The sequence below is a fragment of the Rhodoferax ferrireducens genome, from assembly GCF_031458075.1.
In the GTDB taxonomy this organism is placed as follows: domain Bacteria; phylum Pseudomonadota; class Gammaproteobacteria; order Burkholderiales; family Burkholderiaceae_C; genus Rhodoferax_B; species Rhodoferax_B ferrireducens_A.
Window position 1 is genome coordinate 411,345 of sequence record NZ_JAVDXT010000002.1, and the last position, 16,764, is coordinate 428,108.

Genomic DNA, 16,764 nt, shown 5'->3' on the forward strand with positions numbered 1-16,764 from the left:
GCCTATTTCGTCTACATTGCCCAGATTCTGGGGCGGGTGGCGGATAGCTGCCAGAAGTGGGCACGCCAGGCGGCCCAGACCTGTTTCACCAAATCCATGGCCGGCTCTACCAAGGGGGCGAGTACGCGCACCACGACCACCTGGCCGTCGGGGCTGGTGGCGCCAGCGCTGGGGTGCAGGGGGTGGCTATCGATCACCTGGCGGGCAACGTCCAGTGCTTGGGCGCGGCGTGCGTTGTCCAGCTTGCTGCCGGCCAGAAAGAAGATCGAGGCCATGCATTTGTGGCCGGCCAGGCCCAGCGGGCTGTCGAGCAGGCGGGTGTCGCTGGCGTCGATGCGGCCGCGCTCCAGCCAGACGCCCGGCAGTTCCAGGTGCTGGCAGAAGCTGCCCTGCACAAAGGGCTGGTTCGCTTGCGGCAGGCCGAAGGCGGTGACGTCCCAGCCTATCAGTTCGGCGCCGGGTTCCAGGTGGAAGCGCAAGCGGTTTTCGGCCAGGCACTGGTTGTAGCAAAGCGCCTCGGTGGGCAGCCATTCCATGCGGCCGCCAGCGGCCACGTGGATCTGGGTGTTTTGCAGTGCTGGTTCGCCGGCCGAACGGTAGAAGCGGGTGGCGCCGGGAGTGGTGACCAGGCCGTGGGCGCCGGGCTCTACCTGTACCTGGATGTCCAATGTGTCGCCGCCGACCAGGCCGCCCGGTGGGTGCACCAAGACGTTGTGGCAGATGCCGTCGCCTTCGGGGTACAGGCTTTGCAGGATGCGCAGCGGGCCGGTGTGCTGGTGGCGGGCGATGCTGCGGTGGGCTTCGAGGCGGTAATTCAGGTCAAGACGGGCGTGCCAGGGCATTGGTTTTATCGGTAAGAGCAGTGTTCATTATGGCGTGGCGAGGCTCGGGCGGCGCCACTGGCTGCATGCCGGGCAAGGCCCGCGCCGCGGTGCCGCCGGTGCGCAGTATTAGCTCGCCGGCCTGGCGCTTCGGGTCGCCCAGCACCGAGCGGGCGTTGGCCGGTGCGAAGCGGGTGCGCAGCTCTTGTACGGTGGCCAGCAGGCCGGTGTGGCCGTCGATCTTCTCGCCGTAGCGCTGCAGCACCAGATAGGCGGTTTCGATCAGCTTGCCGTTCAAGGTGCTGTTGCCGTGCGAAATCAGGTCTTCCACCGCGCCCTTGGGGTCGCCGCGCAGGCTCAGCGACATGGCGCTTTCGGTGAACTTGGCGATCTGCGGATGGCAGGCGCGGATGCGGTCTGCATAGCTGGGGAAGCTGCCCGCCGAGCCTGCGAGCAGTTCGCTCAGCGGCTTGGTGGTGCAAAAGCGCATGCCCAGGGTGTCGATCATGTCGTTCACCTCGTCGAGCTGGATGGTTCTCTGGGCCAGCAGGCTGGTCAGGGCCAGCAGGTTGGAGGCTGATTCGAAGTCGAATTCCGGTGATTTCACGCTGCGCGCGAGTTCGCGTATGGTCCTGACGGCCTGGGCCGACTGGTGCTCCAGGATGTCCATCAGTGTGCTCATGATGTTCGACAGGCGCTGGCCGCGCGCTGTATCGGTGCAGCGCTCGACCACCCGCTTGAAGTCGTCGCAGCAGCGCTGCAAGCCTTTGCGGTCATTGGCTTCCAGCCGCATGAAGCCCAGCAGCACCAGGGTCTGGCAGTCGAGCATCTTGGAGTCCAGCCCCAGGCGCACCGTGCGTTCCAGCACTTTCTCGGCCTGTTTGCGGTCGCCCACGTAGTACATCATCAGCCCGAGGTTTTGCGAGCGGCTGATGGAGTCGGGCGCCATGTCCACCGCCATCTGGTAGGAGTTCATGGCCAGCTCGTACTTGCCCAGCTCGAACTGGGCCCGGCCCAGGATGTCATAGGCGTCGGCGTAGTTCGGGTTCTCGCCGAGCAGGTTTTCAATCGCGCTGGTGGCCTTGGCGGTCTGGCCACCGTCCAGCAGCGAGCGGGCCACGCCCAGCTTGGCCCAGGGCAGGGTTTTGGCGGCGATCACGGCTTCGTACAGGGTTTGCGCCTTGTCGTACTGGCCGGTGCGCAGCAGCAGCTCGGCGCCCACCCGCGCGGCGTACAGCCAATACGGTGCGCGGGCCTCGAACCGGCTGACGCACAGGCCGGCCGCGCGTTCGAAGTCGCCTTCGTCGATCGCCTCGAAGATGCCGCGCAGCGCGATCTTGCGGGCACGTGCCTGGTACAGGCGTTCGCCCAGGTTGTTGGCGCTGTGCGGTTTGAGCAGGTAGCCGTCGAGTGCGGATTCCGCGGCTTCGGCGACCTTGGTGTAGGTGGCCTCGGCCGTCACCATGATGAAGACGGTAGAAAACGGCAGCAGCTGGTTGCGCCGCAGATCGTCCACCAGGTCTTGCCCGGACGAGGAGCTGGAATCGAACTGGTGTTCGCACAAGACCATGTCGAAGCGTTCGTGTTCCAGCAGGCGGCGCGCATGGGCGGTGCTCAGGCACTGCACCACCTTGCCTACGCCGAAATCGCGGAGCTGGGCGACCAGGATAGAGCGCGAGGTCGCATGGCTGTCAATCACCATCGCCTGGCAGGTGGAGAGATCGTCGGGGCGTGGGTCCACTGGTTTCATGGGGCAGCCTGCAATGGCAAAACGGAGTGGCAGAGTAGGGCGGTGGCAGGGTACGGATCGTCTCCTAGGGCCGGAGTGTGGCAGAGTCCGCGGCGGCTGTGCAGCGGGCTGACCCTAGAGGGCTCAGGCTTTGGCGTCCAGCAACGCGCCGAGCATGCGGTCGTTGGTTTTGAAGACGCTGAGGTTGGCCAGAAAGCTGTTTTTGGCCTGCAGTTGGTCGACCACATCGGTTACCAGCGCTTCGCCTGGCGCGGCCGCCCGATCCACCTGGGTGCTGACGCCGCCGTCGGCCTGGGTTTGCTGCTGCACTTCCAGGCGCCGAAAGCCTTCGGTCTGGCCGTTGGCAATATTGTGGGCGGAGGAATTGAGCCGCGTTTGGGCGGCTTGCAGGCCAGACAGCGAGATGGCGGAGATCGAGTTCATACAGTCAGGCCTTTGCGGAACACATGTCCGCTGCAGTGCATTTTAAAAGCCGGGCCAGGGCCGGGGCAAGCCAGCGGGTGTGAATTAAGTTGCGCAGAACCCTTTGTATGTAGGGCTTGGCGGTAGTTGCTGGCGCGCGACGCGCTGCAAAAGCCGCTCTACAAGTGCTTACATCGCCTATGCTCTGCCACTTACCGTTTCTCAATCCCAGGCGACAAGAACACCATGAGCATGCAAGAACCTCCCATCGTATTTGGCACCGAAGATCTGTTGCTGAGCCTGTGTAATTCCGTGAGCCGGGTGTTGAACGTTGCGACCGGCAGCCATATCCATTACTCCGGCATGGTGCAGCGCATCAGCAAAACCTGCTTGAAGCCCGACATCGGCTGCTTTGTGCTATTCGACGGCGGCTTCTCGGGCCTGGTGATCATCAACTTCACGGCCCAGGCGGCGATGGAGCTGTACGAGACCTATTTGCTGAACATGGGCATGTCCAAGGCCGATCTGGTGACGTCCTTCACTTCGGACGAGGTCAGCAACGTGATGGGCGAGCTGATGAACCAGGTGGTGGGCGACTTCACCGGCAAGGTGCGGCGGGAACTGCAAACCCAGATCACCCAGAACCAGCCCAAGATGCTGGTGCTGAACAAGCAGGTGATCATGAGCGTGGACGCCAACCTCGACAAACCCGAGGCCCGCCGGGTGACCTTCTACACCGCCAAGAACAATATCTTCTACCTGGAGCTGGCCGTGGACCGCACCGAGTTCATCAAGCTGGTGGACTTCGAAGTGGAAATCCCCGACGCGGCGGCGCTGATGGCCCAGTCGCACAGCGGTGCGCCAGCGCCCCGGCCGCCAGCCCCTGCGGCCGACACCGATACCGACGATTTCCTCAAATCCCTGGGCATGTAAAAAAGCCTCCACCCGTGGTGACACGGGTGGAGGCTTTTGCAGTGGTGGTGCTTACTTGGCGGTCGGCATCACAAACTCGGCGCCCTTGGCAATGCTTTCCGGCCAGCGCTGCATGATGGATTTTTGCTTGGTGTAGAAGCGCACGCCTTCTTCGCCGTAGGCGTGCATATCGCCGAACAGGCTCTTCTTCCAGCCGCCGAAGCCGTGCCAGGCCATGGGCACGGGGATGGGCACGTTGATGCCGACCATGCCGACCTGGATGCGGCGGGCGAACTCGCGGGCCACGTTGCCGTCGCGGGTGAAGCAGGCCACGCCGTTGCCGAACTCGTGGTCGTTGATGAGTTGCACGGCGGTGCCGAAGTCGGGCACGCGCATGCAGCCCAGCACCGGGCCGAAGATTTCTTCCTTGTAGATCTTCATGTCGGGCGTGACGTTGTCGAACAGCGTGCCGCCCAGCCAGAAGCCTTCGCCACAGCCGTCGCCGGCCTTGCTGCCGTCAAAACCACGGCCGTCGGCCAGCAGCGTCGCGCCTTCCTTGATGCCTTGCTCGATGTAGCCGCTGATGCGGGCATGGGCGGCGGCGGTGACGATGGGGCCCATTTCGGCGGCCAGATTGGTGCCGTTCAGCACCTTCAGGGTCTTGGTGCGTTCCAGCAGCTTGGGGATGACCTTGTCGGCCACGTCGCCCACCAGCACGGCGACCGAGATCGCCATGCAGCGTTCGCCGGCCGAGCCGTAGCCTGCGCCGATCAGCGCGTCGACGACCTGGTCCACGTCGGCGTCGGGCATGACCACCATGTGGTTCTTCGCGCCGCCCAGGGCCTGCACGCGCTTGCCGTGGTGGGCGCCGGTTTCATAGATGTAGTTGGCAATGGGGGTGGAGCCCACGAAGCTCACGGCCTTCACATCGGGGTGCACCAGCAGGGCGTCCACGGCTTCCTTGTCGCCTTGCACCACGTTGAACACGCCGTCGGGCAGGCCGGCTTGCTTCAGCAGATCGGCGATGAACAGGCTGGGGCTTGGGTCGGTGGGGCTGGGCTTCAGGATGAAGGTGTTGCCGGCCGCAATCGCCACCGGGAACATCCACATCGGCACCATCACGGGGAAGTTGAACGGTGTGATACCGGCCACCACGCCCAGGGGTTGGCGCAGCGTCCAGTTGTCGATGCCGGTGGAGACCTGGTCGGTGAAGTCACCCTTCAGCAGCTGGGGGATGCCGCAGGAGAATTCGACGATGTCGATACCACGGGCGACTTCGCCCTGGGCGTCGGTGAACACCTTGCCGTGTTCGGCGGTGATCATGTGGGCCAGTTCGTCCTTGTGCAGGTTCAGCAGCTCCAGGAACTTGAACATCACGCGGGCACGGCGGATCGGCGGCGTATCGGACCACTTGGGGAAGGCGGCCTTGGCGGACGCCACGGCAGCGTCCACGTCCTGCACATTGCCCAGGCGCACCTGGCGCGCCACGGCGCCAGTGGCGGGGTTGTACACGGGCTGGGTGCGGGTGCCCGTGCCGGTGCTGCGTTGGCCCTGGATGTACTGGGCGACTTCGGTGTTATCGGTGTAGGACATGGTAGGTGTCTCGTTGTGTAGTGCGGACTTGCAGTTTATGGACTCGCCCCCTGTGCTACAAGGCCGAAAATTTGAATTGATTGTTCAGAATGGTGAACAATAGGGTCATGAACGAGCAAAAGATCAATGAGCTGTGGAGCCATTTGCACTGGCTCACCGTGCTGGCCCAGCAGGGCAGCTACACGGCGGCGGCGGCGCGGCTGGGCGTCAGCAAGGCGGCGATGAGCCAGCGCATGGCCGACCTGGAGCAGATGGCCGGCGTGCCCCTGGTGCGCCGCACCACCCGCAGCGTGCGGTTGACCGAGGCCGGCCAGCGCCTGGTGGACGACACCCGGGCCTCGTTCGAGCAGATCGCCCAGAGCTTTGCCCAAGTGCGTGACCTGGCCGATGCGCCGCACGGCCTGCTGCGCGTGACGGCGCCGGTGGCGTTTGCGCGCCAGCAGCTGGTGCCGCGCCTGGCCGACTTTCTGCGCGAATACCCGGATGTGCGCCTCGAATTGGAGCTGTCGGACCGCCTGTCCAGCCTGGCCACCGAAGGTTTCGACCTGGCGATTCGCCATACGGCCGCACCGCCCGACACGCATGTGGCCTGGACCTTGTGCGCCACCCGCTCGGTACTGGTGGCCAGCCGCGGCTATCTGCGCAAGCGTGGCACCCCGCTGCGGCCCGAGGACCTGCGCGACCACAGCTGCCTGCACTATCCGCGCGCCCAGGACACGCCGGCCTGGACCTTTGCGCAGGGGGATGAGCGGGTGACGGTGCCGGTGTCGGGCGTCTTGTCGGCCAACAACAGCGAGGCGCTGCGCGATGCGGCCGTGACCGGCCTGGGCATTGCGCTGTTGCCGGACTTCAGCCTGCCCGCCAGCCTGCGTGCCAGCAAGCTGGTGCCGGTGCTGCCGGATTGGCAGCTGGTCGGGGGCTATGCGGACCAGCTGTACGCCATCCGTCCCTACACCGCCCATGTGCCGCGCGCGGTGACGGCGTTTGTGAACTACCTGCGGCAGGCCCTGGCGCAGGGATTTGCCCAGGGGTTGGACGAGGTTTAAATCGCCAATTTAAGGCTTATTCTTAGGCATGAAATAGGCCGCTAGCGCAGGTTTTATCTGCGCAGGATGCTCTTATTTTTAATGTTAAAAATAGGAGCAATTTAGTTGTCTATGACGCGCCGCGCAAAGCCCTGCAGATAGTCCATCAGCCGGGTGGCGCCGCCCACGGCTGCGGCTTCGTCGCCGGTGGCGATACCCTGGGCCAGGTCCATGTGCGCCTGCGCAGCTTCCATGATGTCGCCCTCGTGTTGGTAGGCCACCCAGAAGCGCCGGCATTGCACGATCAGCGGCACCACGGCCTTCACGGCCGAATGGTTGTGGCTGGCCTGGTGGTTCACCTGGTCCAGCGCCAGGTCGGCGGCCATGTAGTCCACCAGATGGCCGCGCGTGGCGGCCTGCACCATTTTGTCGGCGCAGCGCAGGATGTCCTTGCGCTGCAAGGCCGTGGCCCGGCGCGCCGAGCAGGCGGCAATCAGGCACTCCAGCACCCGCCGGGTTTGCACCACGTCCAGGTGGTCGGCCAGGTCGATGTGCGACACCAGCAGGCCGCGCCGCGGCTGCTGCACGATCAAACCAATCGACACCATGCGCAGCAGCGCCTCGCGCACCGGCGTGCGGCCCAGCTGCGTCAGCTCGACGATATCGGCTTCCACCACCGGGCTGCCGGGGGCCAACTGCAGGGTGGAGATCAGCGTCTCTATCGCGTCGTAGGCCATGTCGGCCGCGCGGCGCTTGGGCAAGGGAGGGGCGGGGAGTTTGGGCATGGTGGTGTGGGCAAGCCATTAATTGCATTGCATTGGTGCATTGGACCAAAAAAAGCTGGCACGCAAGCTGCTTAAAACCCTAACAAGATATTTTAAATATGTCGTTAATATATTAAGACTGCTACAGTTCAGCTCTCCAACCACCCATTTACCAAGGACACACACCATGACGCTCCCCCGCTGGAAAGGCATCTTCCCTGCCATCACCACCAAGTTCCACGCCGATGAAAGCATTGATGCCGAAGGCACGGCCAAGCACATCGAGTTCCAGATCGCCAACGGCATCCACGGCCTGGTCACCTGCGGTTCGCTGGGCGAGGCCAGCACCCTGACGCTGGAAGAAAAGCTGCAGGTCGCCGACATTGCGTTGAAAGCAGCCAAAGGCCGCATCCCGGTGCTGGCCAATGTGTCCGAAACCAGCACCCGCGAAGCCCTGCGCTACATCGAGGGCGCGAACAAGCTGGGCGTAGACGGCTTCATGGTCATGCCGTCCGTCATCTATGTGGCCGATGCCCGTGAAGCCATGCTCAACGTGCGCACCATGGCCAACGCCGCGCAAAAGCCCATCATGGTCTACAACAACCCTGTCGCCTACCGCGTGGACCTGAAGCCCGAGCACATGGCCGAGCTGGCCGACTGCCAATGGATCGTCGCCATCAAGGAAAGCACCGACAACATCCGCCGCATCACCGACCTGCGCAACACCGTGGGCACGCGCTACCAGCTGTTCCTGGGCGTGGATGATCTGGCTTTCGAGGGTCTGGCTCTGGGCTGCGACGGCCTGCTGGCCGGTGTCGGCTGCGCTTTCCCGCGCGAAACCGTGGCCCTGTACGACCTGATGCAAGCCGGCGAGTGGGCCGAAGCGCTGAAGCTCTACCAATGGATGACGCCCATGCTGCATCTGGACGTGTCCACCAAGCTGGTGCAAAACCTCAAGCTCATCGACGCACTGGTCGGCGTGGGCACCGAGCACATGCGCCGCCCGCGCCTGCCGCTGATTGGCGAAGAGCGCGCCTTCATCGAAGGCGTGGTGGCCAAGGCGCTGGCGACCCGGCCTGCCAAGTACCAGTCCGTGCTCTAAGAGTCCACCCACCGAGCGGCCGAAGACACGCATGGACACCAACATCATTCTTGAGACGCAGGGGCTCACCAAGGAGTTTCGCGGCTTCGTCGCCGTACGCAATGTGAACCTGCGGGTACGGCGCGGCACCATCCATGCGTTGATCGGTCCGAACGGTGCGGGCAAGACGACAGTATTCAATTTGCTGACCAAGTTCCACATCCCCACCGCGGGCCAGATCCTGTTCAACGGCAGCGACATCACGGCCGAAAAGCCGGCGCAGATCGCGCGCCGGGGCATAGTGCGTTCGTTCCAGATATCGGCGGTGTTCCCGCAGATGACGGTGCTGGAAAACGTCAAGGTGGCGCTGCAGCGCAAGCTGGGCCTGGACCACCGTTTCTGGCAGCCCGTGTCCACCCTGCGCACGCTGGACCCAGTGGCCATGGACTTGCTGGAACAGGTAGGGCTAGACGACGCTATCCACCTGCTGGCGGCCGACTTGCCCTATGGCCGCAAGCGCACGCTGGAGATCGCCACCACGCTGGCGCTGGACCCCGAGCTCTTGTTGCTGGACGAGCCCACGCAGGGCATGGGCCACGAGGACGTGGACCGCATCAAGGATCTGATCAAGAAAGTCTCGGCCCAGCGCACCGTGCTGATGGTCGAGCACAACATGAAGGTGGTGGCCGACATCTGCGACACCATCACCGTTTTGCAGCGCGGCGAAGTGCTGGCCGAAGGGCCGTACGCCAGCGTGTCGGTCAACCCGGCGGTGCGCGAAGCCTATATGGGCACGGAGGAAGAACATGTCTGAGCCCACCATGCTGCGCATCCGCGATCTGCACGCCTGGTATGGCGAGTCGCATGTCTTGCAAGGCATCGACATCGATGTCAAGGCCGGTGAATGCGTGACCCTGCTGGGCCGCAACGGCGCAGGCCGCACCTCCACGCTGCGGGCCATTCTGGGCCTGGTGGGCAAGCGCACCGGCTCGATCCAGGTGGCAGGCAAGGAGACGATTGTCATGCCCACCCACCGCATCGCTCAGCTGGGCCTGGGCTATTGCCCGGAAGAGCGCGGCATCTATGCCTCGCTGACCGCCGAGGAAAACCTGCTGCTGTTGCCCAAGGTGGGCGAGGGCGGTATGTCGCTGGACCAGATCTACGGCATGTTCCCCAATTTGAAAGAGCGCGCCTCCAGCCCCGGCACCCGCCTGTCGGGTGGTGAGCAACAAATGCTGGCCATGGCCCGCATTCTGCGCACCGGCGCCAAGCTTTTGCTGCTGGACGAGATCACCGAAGGCCTGGCCCCGGTGATCGTGCAAAAGCTCAGCCAGGTGATACGCGAACTCAAGGCGCGTGGCTTCACCCTGGTGCTGGTGGAACAGAACTTCCGCTTCGCCAAGCATCTGGCCGACCGCCACTACGTGATCGAGCACGGCCGGGTGGTGGAGGTGATCGCTAGCAGCGAAGTGGCGGCCAAGCAAGACCGGCTGGACGCGCTGCTCGGCATTTGAATTCCCCGTTCCTCTTTTCCTTAACTTTGGAGTACCCCATGCAATTCAAGAAACTCGCGGTATGTGTGGCGGCCTGTGCCGCGCTGGTAGCCCAGGCCCAGGTCAGCGATGACGTGGTGAAGATCGGCGTGCTGAACGATCTGTCGGGTATTTATTCCGACCTGTCGGGCCAGGGCTCGGTGACGGCCGCCCGGCTGGCGATTGAGGAAATGGGTGGCAAGGTGCTGGGCAAACCGATCGAGCTGGTATTTGCCGACCACCAGAACAAACCCGACGTGGCCGCCAACCTGGCGCGCGGCTGGTTCGACCAGGGCAAGGTCGATATGGTGACCGACTTTCCCACCGCCTCCACCGCGCTGGCAGTGATGGAAATCGCCAAGCAAAAGAACCGTGTGGTGATGCCGTCGTCCGGCTTGGCCACGGCGATCCTGGGCGAGAAATGCAATGCCTTGACCGCGCAGTGGACCACCAATACCTATGCACTGGCCGCAGGCACCGCGCGGGCTTTGGTGAAGGACGGCAAGAAGAAGTGGTACTTCATCACCGCCGACTACACCTTCGGCCATTCGCTGGAAAAAGACGCATCCGAAGTTATCAAGGCCGACGGCGGCACCGTGGTGGGCAGCTCGCGCCATCCGTTTCCTGGTGGCGATTTCTCGTCCTTCCTGCTGAAGGCCCAGGCCTCGGGCGCCGACGTGATTGCGCTCGCCAATGCGGGTAACGACACCGTCAACGCCATCAAGCAGGCCAATGAATACGGCATCACACGCAAGCAGGTGGTAGCCCCGTTACTGACCTATATCTCGGACGTGCACAGCATCGGCCTGGAAAAAGCCCAGGGCATGTATTTGAGCGAGGCTTTCTACTGGGACTTTGACGAGCGTTCGCGCGCCTGGTCCAAGAAGTTTTTCGAGAAGCAAAAGCGCATGCCCACCTCGGCCCAGGCCGGCGTGTATTCCGCCACCCTGAGCTACCTCAAGGCCATACAGGCCGCGGGTACCGACGATGCCAAAGCCGTGATGGCCCAGCTGCGCAAGATGACGATTGACGACGCCGTGATCCGCCACGGCAAGCTGCGCGAGGATGGTGCGCTGGTGCACGACATGCTGCTGCTGCAGGTCAAGAGCCCGTCTGAGTCCAAAGTGCCATGGGACTACTACAAGGTGAAGTCTGTACTCAAGGGCGCGGACGTGTACCCGGCCATCAACCCGGCTTGCCAGGTCGCCGGCTAAAACCGCTTTGTGCACTGCGCCCGCACACCACGTGGGCGCAGTGCACGCACCGCAGGACTTCCACACATGTTTGATATTTCGAGCCAGGCTCTGCTGGCCCAACTACTGGTTGGCCTGATCAATGGCTGCTTCTATGCGGTGCTGAGCATGGGGCTGGCGATTATTTTTGGCCTGCTGAACATCATCAACTTCGCCCACGGCGCGCAGTTCATGGTGGCGGCTTTTCTGGCCTGGATCGGCTTTGCGCACCTGCCGCAGTGGCTGGGTACTGATTTCAGAATCAATTTCTGGGCTGCGCTGCTGCTGGCGCCGCTGGTCGTAGGCGGGCTTGGGATCTTGCTGGAGAAAACCTTGCTTAAACGGCTCTACCACCTCGACCATTTGTACGGCTTGCTGCTGACTTTTGGCGTGGCCTTGGTGCTGGAGGGCTTGTTCCGCCACTTCTACGGCATCTCGGGTGCCAGCTACGACCCACCGGCGCTGCTGCAAGGGGGCATGGACCTGGGCTTCATGTTCCTGCCGGTATACCGTGCTTTCGTGGTGGTGGCATCGCTGCTGATCTGTGCCGTCACCTGGTTTTTGTTTGAACGCACCAAGCTGGGGGCGCTGCTGCGGGCGGGCACCGAGAACCCTAAGCTGCTACAGGCTTTCGGGGTCAATATCCCGTTGATGATCACGCTGACCTATGGCTTTGGCGTGGCGTTGGCCGGCATTGCCGGTGTGCTGGCCGCACCCATCATGCAGATCAACCCGCTGATGGGGGCGAATCTGCTGAACATCGTGTTTGCCGTGGTGGTGATTGGTGGCCTGGGCTCCATCATGGGGGCCATCCTGACCGGCCTGGCGCTGGGCCTGCTCGAAGGCCTGACCAAGGTGTTTTACCCCGAGGCCTCGACGGTGGTGGTGTTTGTGGTCATGGCCGTCGTGCTATTGGCGCGCCCGGCAGGCATGTTTGGTAAAGAGGCCTGAGCCATGAAAAACATTCCAACCCCTATCCGCATCCTGCTGGTCTTGCTGCTACCGGCGCTGCTGGTGCCGGTGTTTCCCGAAATCGCCTACCCGGTCTTCGTCATGAAGGTGCTGTGTTATGCGCTGTTTGCCCTGGCTTTCAACCTGCTGATTGGCTTTACCGGGCTGGTGTCTTTTGGCCATGCTGCCTTCTTCGGCTGGGCGGGTTACACCACGGGCATTTTGATGATCAAGCTGTCGGGCAATGGTTTCCCGGTCGAACTGGCCATCCTTGCCGGGGTGCTGGTGGCCACCGCCATCGGCTGGCTGATAGGTACCCTGGCGATCCGACGTACCGGCATTTACTTCTCGATGATTACCTTGGCGCTGTCGCAGATCGCCTACTTTCTTGCGGTGCAAATCAAGTGGACCGGCGGCGAGGATGGCATGCAGGGCATTCCGCGCGGCAAGCTGCTGGGCCTGGTCGACCTGTCGGTGGACGCGCATATGTACTACTTCACGCTGGCGGTGTTTGTGGCGGGCTTTCTGGCTATCCACCGCATCGTGCACTCACCGTTTGGCCAGGCGCTGAAGGCGCTGCGCGACAACGCACCCCGAGCGGTGTCTCTGGGCTACGACATAGACCGCTGCAAGCTCCACGCCTTCATGCTGTCGGCGGCATTTGCCGGCCTGGCAGGTTCGCTCAAGGCGCTGGTGCTGCAGCTGTCGGCATTGAACGACGTGATGCTGAGCACCTCGACCGAGGTTTTGCTGATGACGCTGCTGGGCGGCTTGGGCACGGGCTGGGGCCCGGTGGTCGGGGCTACGCTGGTGGTCAGCTTGCAGAACTACCTGGCCGAGCTGGGCGGCGTGGTCACCATCATCATCGGCCTGACCTTTATTGTCTGCGTGTCCTTCTTCCGGCGCGGCATGGTCGGGGAGGGCCAGGCCTGGCTACTGCGCCGACAAGCAAAACGACAAAATACCTGATCCAAGCTCCACGAGACTTTGCCATGCAGCGCATCCACATCATTGATTCCCACACCGGTGGCGAACCTACCCGCCTGGTCATCGGCGGCTTCCCTGACCTCGGCCCTGGCAGCATGGCCGAGCGCCGCGCCTTGCTGGCCGCCCAGCACGACCCGTGGCGGGCCGCCACCGTGCTGGAGCCGCGCGGCAACGACGTGATCGTCGGCGCCTTGCTATGCGAACCCGTGGCCGCCGATGCGGCCGCTGGTGTGATCTTCTTCAACAACACCGGCTACCTGGGCATGTGCGGCCACGGCACCATCGGCCTGGTGGTCAGCCTGGCGCACATGGGGCGCATCCAGCCCGGCGTGCACAAGATCGAAACCCCGGTGGGCACGGTGGAGGCCACGCTGCACGCGGACGGCTCGGTCAGCGTGCGCAATGTGCCGGCTTACCGCTATGCAATCCAAGTGGCTGTGCAGGTACCGGGCTACGGCCTGGTGCATGGCGATGTGGCCTGGGGCGGCAACTGGTTCTTTTTGGCCAGCGACCACGGCCAGACCGTGGCCAGCGAGCAGTTGACGGCGCTCACCACCTACGCCAGCGCACTGCGCGACGCGCTGGGTGCACAAGGCATCACCGGTGCCGAGGGCGCCGAGATCGACCATATCGAACTGTTCGGCCCTGACGATAACGGCGCCGACAGCCGCAACTTCGTGCTGTGCCCAGGCCTGGCCTACGACCGCTCGCCCTGCGGTACCGGCACCAGTGCCAAGATCGCCTGTCTGGCGGCGGATGGCAAGCTGGCGCCGGGCGAGACCTGGCAGCAGGCCAGCGTGATCGGCAGCCGCTTCGAGGCGTCTTACATTGTGGACAACGGCCAGGTGATTCCGACCATCCGCGGCCGCGCCCATGTGTGCGCCGAGAGCACCCTGCTGGTGGCCGAGGACGATCCTTTCGGCTGGGGCATCACCCTCGGATGAACGCCGACACCATCGTCATCGGCGCCGGCATCGTGGGTGCGGCCTGCGCCCACGCGCTGGCACAAGCTGGCCATAAAGTGTTGGTTTTGGATGCACAGCGCGGTGGTGCCACCGGGGCCGGTATGGGCCATCTGGTGGTGATGGATGACAACCCGGCGGAGCTGGCCCTGAGCCGGTATTCCGTCGGCCTGTGGCAAGCCCTGGCACCGCAGATGCCAGCCGACTGCGCCTACAGCGGCTGCGGCACGTTGTGGATTGCCGCCAACGCCGAGGAAATGGCCGCCGCCGAGGACAAACGCCAGCGCATGCAGCAGCACGGCATTGCCAGCCATTTGCTGGATGCTGCCGCCCTGGCCCGGGCCGAACCGGCCTTGCGCCCCGGCCTGGCCGGAGCGCTGCTGGTGCCGGGCGACGGTATTGTCTATGCGCCGAATGCGGCGCGCTGGCTGTTGCAGCAGGGCGGCACGCAGATCCAAGTTGAGCACGCCGAAGTCACCGCTATAGAGGGCACGCGCGTGCGCCTGGCCGACGGCAGCTACCGCCAGGCACCGCAGATCCTGCTGGCCAATGGCATCCAGGCCACCACGCTGTGCCCCGATTTGCCGATACGGCCGAAGAAGGGCCATTTGCTGGTCACCGACCGCTACCCCGGTACGGTGCACCACCAATTGGTGGAGCTGGGCTACATCACCAGCTCGCACCATAACGAGGGGCCTTCGGTGGCCTTCAACCTGCAGCCGCGGCCCACCGGCCAGCTGCTGCTAGGTTCCTCGCGCCAGTTCGATACCACCGACATGGCGGTGGAGTCCACCATGCTGGCGGCCATGTTGCAGCGGGCCCTGCGCTATATGCCGGGCTTGGCGTCGCTCAATGCCATCCGCAGCTGGACCGGCCTGCGCGCCGCCACGCCCGACAGCCTGCCCATCCTGGGCCCACATCCCGGGCGCGACGGCCTGTGGCTGGCGGTAGGCCATGAAGGCCTGGGCGTGACCACGGCTCTGGGTACTGCGCAATTGCTTGCAGCCAGCATGACCGGCGCTACACCCGCCATCGATGCATCTGCCTATGGATTGCAGCGCTTTCAGGAATTGGCATGCGTATCAATTTGACGATAGACGGCAAGGCTGTCACGGTACCCGCAGGCTGCTCGGTGGCGGCCGCGCTGGCCATCGCCGGCGACGGCACAGCCCGCCGGTCGGTCAGCGGTGAACTACGGGCACCGGTGTGCGGCATGGGCATTTGCCAGGAATGCCGGGTCTGGGTGGACGGCGTGCGCCAACTGGCCTGCCAGACCACCTGCCGCGCAGGCATGCGGGTCGAGGTGACGCAATGATCGCCGCCACCGAATCCTGCGACCTGCTGGTGGTCGGTGCCGGCCCCGCGGGCATGGCGGCGGCCCTGGCGGCTGCGCCCAGCGGCGCCCGCATCGTGGTGATCGACGACAACCCGGCCCCGGGCGGCCAGATCTGGCGCGATGGCCCGGGCGCGCAGCTGCCGGCTGCAGCCCGCCGCATGCGCGATGCGCTGGCTGCCTGCAGCAATGTGCGGCTGTGCAGTGCTACCCGCGTGGTGGCGACACCGGCACCAGGCACGCTGTTGCTGGAAGATGCCGAACGTGGCTGGCACCTGCAGTGGAACAAGCTGGTGCTGTGCACTGGCGCACGCGAGCTGCTGCTGCCGTTCCCCGGCTGGACCCTGCCGGGCGTGACAGGTGCGGGTGGTTTGCAGGCACTCATCAAGTCCGGCCTGCCGGTGGCGGGCGAACGGATTGTGGTGGCTGGCTCCGGCCCCTTGCTGCTGGCCGTGGCGGCTACCGCGCGCCATGCTGGTGCGCAGGTAGTGCGGATTGCCGAGCAGACTTCCGCAGCAGCATTGGCAGGCTTTGCCGCTCAGTTACTGCGCTGGCCCGGCAAGGCGACGCAGGCGCTGAGCTTGCTGCATCCGAGCTTGCGTACCTCCGCCCATGTACTGGCCGTGCACGGCCAGGGGCGGGTGCAGTCGGTGCAGCTGCAACAGGGCGCGCGCAGGCTAGACCTGGCCTGCGACCGGCTGGCTTGCGGCTTTGGCCTGGTACCGAATACCCAGCTCGGCCAGCTGCTGGGCTGTGAGCTGACCCCCGCCGCTGCAGGCCCGCAGGCGCTGCGGGTGGACGCCTGGCAGGCGACCAGCCTGCCGAATGTCTATGCCGCTGGCGAATCCACCGGTTTTGGCGGCAGCGAGCGGGCACTGGTGCAGGGGACGATTGCCGGCTTTGCGGCGTTGGGTCAACGGGATGCGGCGCAGCAGCGTTGGAAGGAGCATGAGCGGTGGGACGGTTTTGCCCGCCAGTTGGCGCACAGTTTTGCGTTGCGGCCGCATCTCAAGACGCTGGCGCAGCCTGACACCCTGGTGTGCCGCTGCGAGGACGTGAGTTATGCCGCCGTGGCCGGCTGCGCGGGCTGGCAGGACGCCAAGCTGCACAGCCGCTGCGGCATGGGGGCTTGCCAAGGGCGCGTATGCGGGGCGGCTACGCAATTTTTGTTCGACTGGACACCGCCTGCGCCACGCATTCCGCTGACGCCCGCACGCCTTGGCACGCTTGCTGCATTGCCTGGTGTGCAAGAGGCTTCACATGAAAGGATGTAACCAACATTAGCCCAGCTTCTTAATCCTCACACTTACTTCAGTAAGCGAAAACCCGGCATGCCGCAGAACGGTTATGCACCTACAGTGCGGCGGTGACCGATTTCATATTCCACCATTTCCCTATTAGGACAGAGTCAATGCAAAC

The 16,764-nt window shown here is 64.3% G+C and carries 17 protein-coding genes; 12 read left to right on the forward strand and 5 right to left on the reverse strand.

The genetic code is table 11. The features are described from left to right. Positions 1-11: 11 nt before the first annotated feature. The 3 genes from J2X19_RS10920 to J2X19_RS10930 all read right to left on the reverse strand — a co-directional run bounded on the left by J2X19_RS10920 (position 12) and on the right by J2X19_RS10930 (position 2,994). Positions 12-842, reverse strand: a complete 831-nt coding sequence (locus J2X19_RS10920) for an urease accessory protein UreD (RefSeq protein ID WP_116603808.1) — start codon at positions 840-842, stop codon at positions 12-14. Beyond that, positions 820-2,571 carry a response regulator gene (locus tag J2X19_RS10925; RefSeq protein ID WP_116603807.1) on the reverse strand — a complete coding sequence of 584 codons (1,752 nt, stop codon included), beginning with the start codon at positions 2,569-2,571 and terminating at the stop codon, positions 820-822. The genes J2X19_RS10920 and J2X19_RS10925 overlap by 23 nt, the downstream gene beginning before the upstream one ends. A gap of 123 nt (positions 2,572-2,694) precedes the next feature. After that, the gene (locus tag J2X19_RS10930) at positions 2,695-2,994 is read right to left on the reverse strand and encodes a flagellar basal body protein (RefSeq protein WP_310373162.1); all 300 of its coding nucleotides are present in this window, start codon (positions 2,992-2,994) and stop codon (positions 2,695-2,697) included. 225 nt (positions 2,995-3,219) lie between these two features. Here J2X19_RS10930 and J2X19_RS10935 point away from each other — a divergent pair, with 225 nt between their 5' ends. Beyond that, positions 3,220-3,906: a DUF3334 family protein gene (locus J2X19_RS10935; protein ID WP_116603805.1), complete on the forward strand. Its 687-nt coding sequence runs from the start codon at positions 3,220-3,222 to the stop codon at positions 3,904-3,906. A gap of 51 nt (positions 3,907-3,957) precedes the next feature. Here J2X19_RS10935 and J2X19_RS10940 read toward each other — a convergent pair whose 3' ends face one another. Next, positions 3,958-5,478, reverse strand: a complete 1,521-nt coding sequence (locus tag J2X19_RS10940; RefSeq protein WP_116603804.1) for a CoA-acylating methylmalonate-semialdehyde dehydrogenase — start codon at positions 5,476-5,478, stop codon at positions 3,958-3,960. A gap of 107 nt (positions 5,479-5,585) precedes the next feature. On the opposite strand from J2X19_RS10940, the gene J2X19_RS10945 reads away from it, so the two are divergent. Then, positions 5,586-6,524 (forward strand): LysR family transcriptional regulator, encoded by a 939-nt coding sequence (locus J2X19_RS10945; protein ID WP_310373163.1) that lies wholly within the window; start codon positions 5,586-5,588, stop codon positions 6,522-6,524. Between the two features lie 101 nt (positions 6,525-6,625). Here the strand turns inward: J2X19_RS10945 and J2X19_RS10950 are convergent, their stop codons facing one another. Then, positions 6,626-7,288: a GntR family transcriptional regulator gene (locus J2X19_RS10950; RefSeq protein ID WP_116603802.1), complete on the reverse strand. Its 663-nt coding sequence runs from the start codon at positions 7,286-7,288 to the stop codon at positions 6,626-6,628. 166 nt (positions 7,289-7,454) lie between these two features. Between J2X19_RS10950 and J2X19_RS10955 the strand changes: the two genes are divergently transcribed. The 10 genes from J2X19_RS10955 to J2X19_RS11000 all read left to right on the forward strand — a co-directional run bounded on the left by J2X19_RS10955 (position 7,455) and on the right by J2X19_RS11000 (position 16,619). Then, positions 7,455-8,369 carry a dihydrodipicolinate synthase family protein gene (locus tag J2X19_RS10955; RefSeq protein WP_310373164.1) on the forward strand — a complete coding sequence of 305 codons (915 nt, stop codon included), beginning with the start codon at positions 7,455-7,457 and terminating at the stop codon, positions 8,367-8,369. A 31-nt stretch (positions 8,370-8,400) separates the two neighbouring features. After that, complete coding sequence (locus J2X19_RS10960) at positions 8,401-9,162, forward strand: ABC transporter ATP-binding protein (RefSeq protein ID WP_310373165.1); 762 nt, start codon at positions 8,401-8,403, stop codon at positions 9,160-9,162. Further along, a complete protein-coding gene (locus tag J2X19_RS10965) occupies positions 9,155-9,862 on the forward strand; it encodes an ABC transporter ATP-binding protein (RefSeq protein ID WP_310373166.1) in 708 nt (235 codons plus the stop codon). Before J2X19_RS10960 ends, J2X19_RS10965 begins: the two co-directional genes overlap by 8 nt. A gap of 38 nt (positions 9,863-9,900) precedes the next feature. Further along, positions 9,901-11,094 carry an ABC transporter substrate-binding protein gene (locus J2X19_RS10970; RefSeq protein WP_310373167.1) on the forward strand — a complete coding sequence of 398 codons (1,194 nt, stop codon included), beginning with the start codon at positions 9,901-9,903 and terminating at the stop codon, positions 11,092-11,094. Between the two features lie 66 nt (positions 11,095-11,160). Further along, the gene (locus J2X19_RS10975) at positions 11,161-12,063 is read left to right on the forward strand and encodes a branched-chain amino acid ABC transporter permease (protein ID WP_116603797.1); all 903 of its coding nucleotides are present in this window, start codon (positions 11,161-11,163) and stop codon (positions 12,061-12,063) included. A gap of 3 nt (positions 12,064-12,066) precedes the next feature. Beyond that, positions 12,067-13,032: a branched-chain amino acid ABC transporter permease gene (locus J2X19_RS10980; RefSeq protein ID WP_310373168.1), complete on the forward strand. Its 966-nt coding sequence runs from the start codon at positions 12,067-12,069 to the stop codon at positions 13,030-13,032. Positions 13,033-13,055: 23 nt separating this feature from the next. Then, positions 13,056-13,994 (forward strand): 4-hydroxyproline epimerase, encoded by a 939-nt coding sequence (locus J2X19_RS10985; protein ID WP_310373169.1) that lies wholly within the window; start codon positions 13,056-13,058, stop codon positions 13,992-13,994. Beyond that, a complete protein-coding gene (locus tag J2X19_RS10990) occupies positions 13,991-15,103 on the forward strand; it encodes an NAD(P)/FAD-dependent oxidoreductase (protein WP_310373170.1) in 1,113 nt (370 codons plus the stop codon). Before J2X19_RS10985 ends, J2X19_RS10990 begins: the two co-directional genes overlap by 4 nt. Continuing rightward, positions 15,088-15,327, forward strand: a complete 240-nt coding sequence (locus J2X19_RS10995) for a (2Fe-2S)-binding protein (RefSeq protein ID WP_116603793.1) — start codon at positions 15,088-15,090, stop codon at positions 15,325-15,327. Before J2X19_RS10990 ends, J2X19_RS10995 begins: the two co-directional genes overlap by 16 nt. Beyond that, positions 15,324-16,619 carry an FAD-dependent oxidoreductase gene (locus tag J2X19_RS11000; RefSeq protein WP_310373171.1) on the forward strand — a complete coding sequence of 432 codons (1,296 nt, stop codon included), beginning with the start codon at positions 15,324-15,326 and terminating at the stop codon, positions 16,617-16,619. Before J2X19_RS10995 ends, J2X19_RS11000 begins: the two co-directional genes overlap by 4 nt. The last annotated feature ends 145 nt before the right edge of the window (positions 16,620-16,764 follow it).

Coding starts and splice junctions, on each gene's coding strand:
- J2X19_RS10920 (WP_116603808.1), bottom strand. CDS start 842: ATGCCCTGGCACGCCCGTCTTGACCTGAATTACCGCCTCGAAGCCCAC.
- J2X19_RS10925 (WP_116603807.1), bottom strand. CDS start 2,571: ATGAAACCAGTGGACCCACGCCCCGACGATCTCTCCACCTGCCAGGCG.
- J2X19_RS10930 (WP_310373162.1), bottom strand. CDS start 2,994: ATGAACTCGATCTCCGCCATCTCGCTGTCTGGCCTGCAAGCCGCCCAA.
- J2X19_RS10935 (WP_116603805.1), top strand. CDS start 3,220: ATGAGCATGCAAGAACCTCCCATCGTATTTGGCACCGAAGATCTGTTG.
- J2X19_RS10940 (WP_116603804.1), bottom strand. CDS start 5,478: ATGTCCTACACCGATAACACCGAAGTCGCCCAGTACATCCAGGGCCAA.
- J2X19_RS10945 (WP_310373163.1), top strand. CDS start 5,586: ATGAACGAGCAAAAGATCAATGAGCTGTGGAGCCATTTGCACTGGCTC.
- J2X19_RS10950 (WP_116603802.1), bottom strand. CDS start 7,288: ATGCCCAAACTCCCCGCCCCTCCCTTGCCCAAGCGCCGCGCGGCCGAC.
- J2X19_RS10955 (WP_310373164.1), top strand. CDS start 7,455: ATGACGCTCCCCCGCTGGAAAGGCATCTTCCCTGCCATCACCACCAAG.
- J2X19_RS10960 (WP_310373165.1), top strand. CDS start 8,401: ATGGACACCAACATCATTCTTGAGACGCAGGGGCTCACCAAGGAGTTT.
- J2X19_RS10965 (WP_310373166.1), top strand. CDS start 9,155: ATGTCTGAGCCCACCATGCTGCGCATCCGCGATCTGCACGCCTGGTAT.
- J2X19_RS10970 (WP_310373167.1), top strand. CDS start 9,901: ATGCAATTCAAGAAACTCGCGGTATGTGTGGCGGCCTGTGCCGCGCTG.
- J2X19_RS10975 (WP_116603797.1), top strand. CDS start 11,161: ATGTTTGATATTTCGAGCCAGGCTCTGCTGGCCCAACTACTGGTTGGC.
- J2X19_RS10980 (WP_310373168.1), top strand. CDS start 12,067: ATGAAAAACATTCCAACCCCTATCCGCATCCTGCTGGTCTTGCTGCTA.
- J2X19_RS10985 (WP_310373169.1), top strand. CDS start 13,056: ATGCAGCGCATCCACATCATTGATTCCCACACCGGTGGCGAACCTACC.
- J2X19_RS10990 (WP_310373170.1), top strand. CDS start 13,991: ATGAACGCCGACACCATCGTCATCGGCGCCGGCATCGTGGGTGCGGCC.
- J2X19_RS10995 (WP_116603793.1), top strand. CDS start 15,088: ATGCGTATCAATTTGACGATAGACGGCAAGGCTGTCACGGTACCCGCA.
- J2X19_RS11000 (WP_310373171.1), top strand. CDS start 15,324: ATGATCGCCGCCACCGAATCCTGCGACCTGCTGGTGGTCGGTGCCGGC.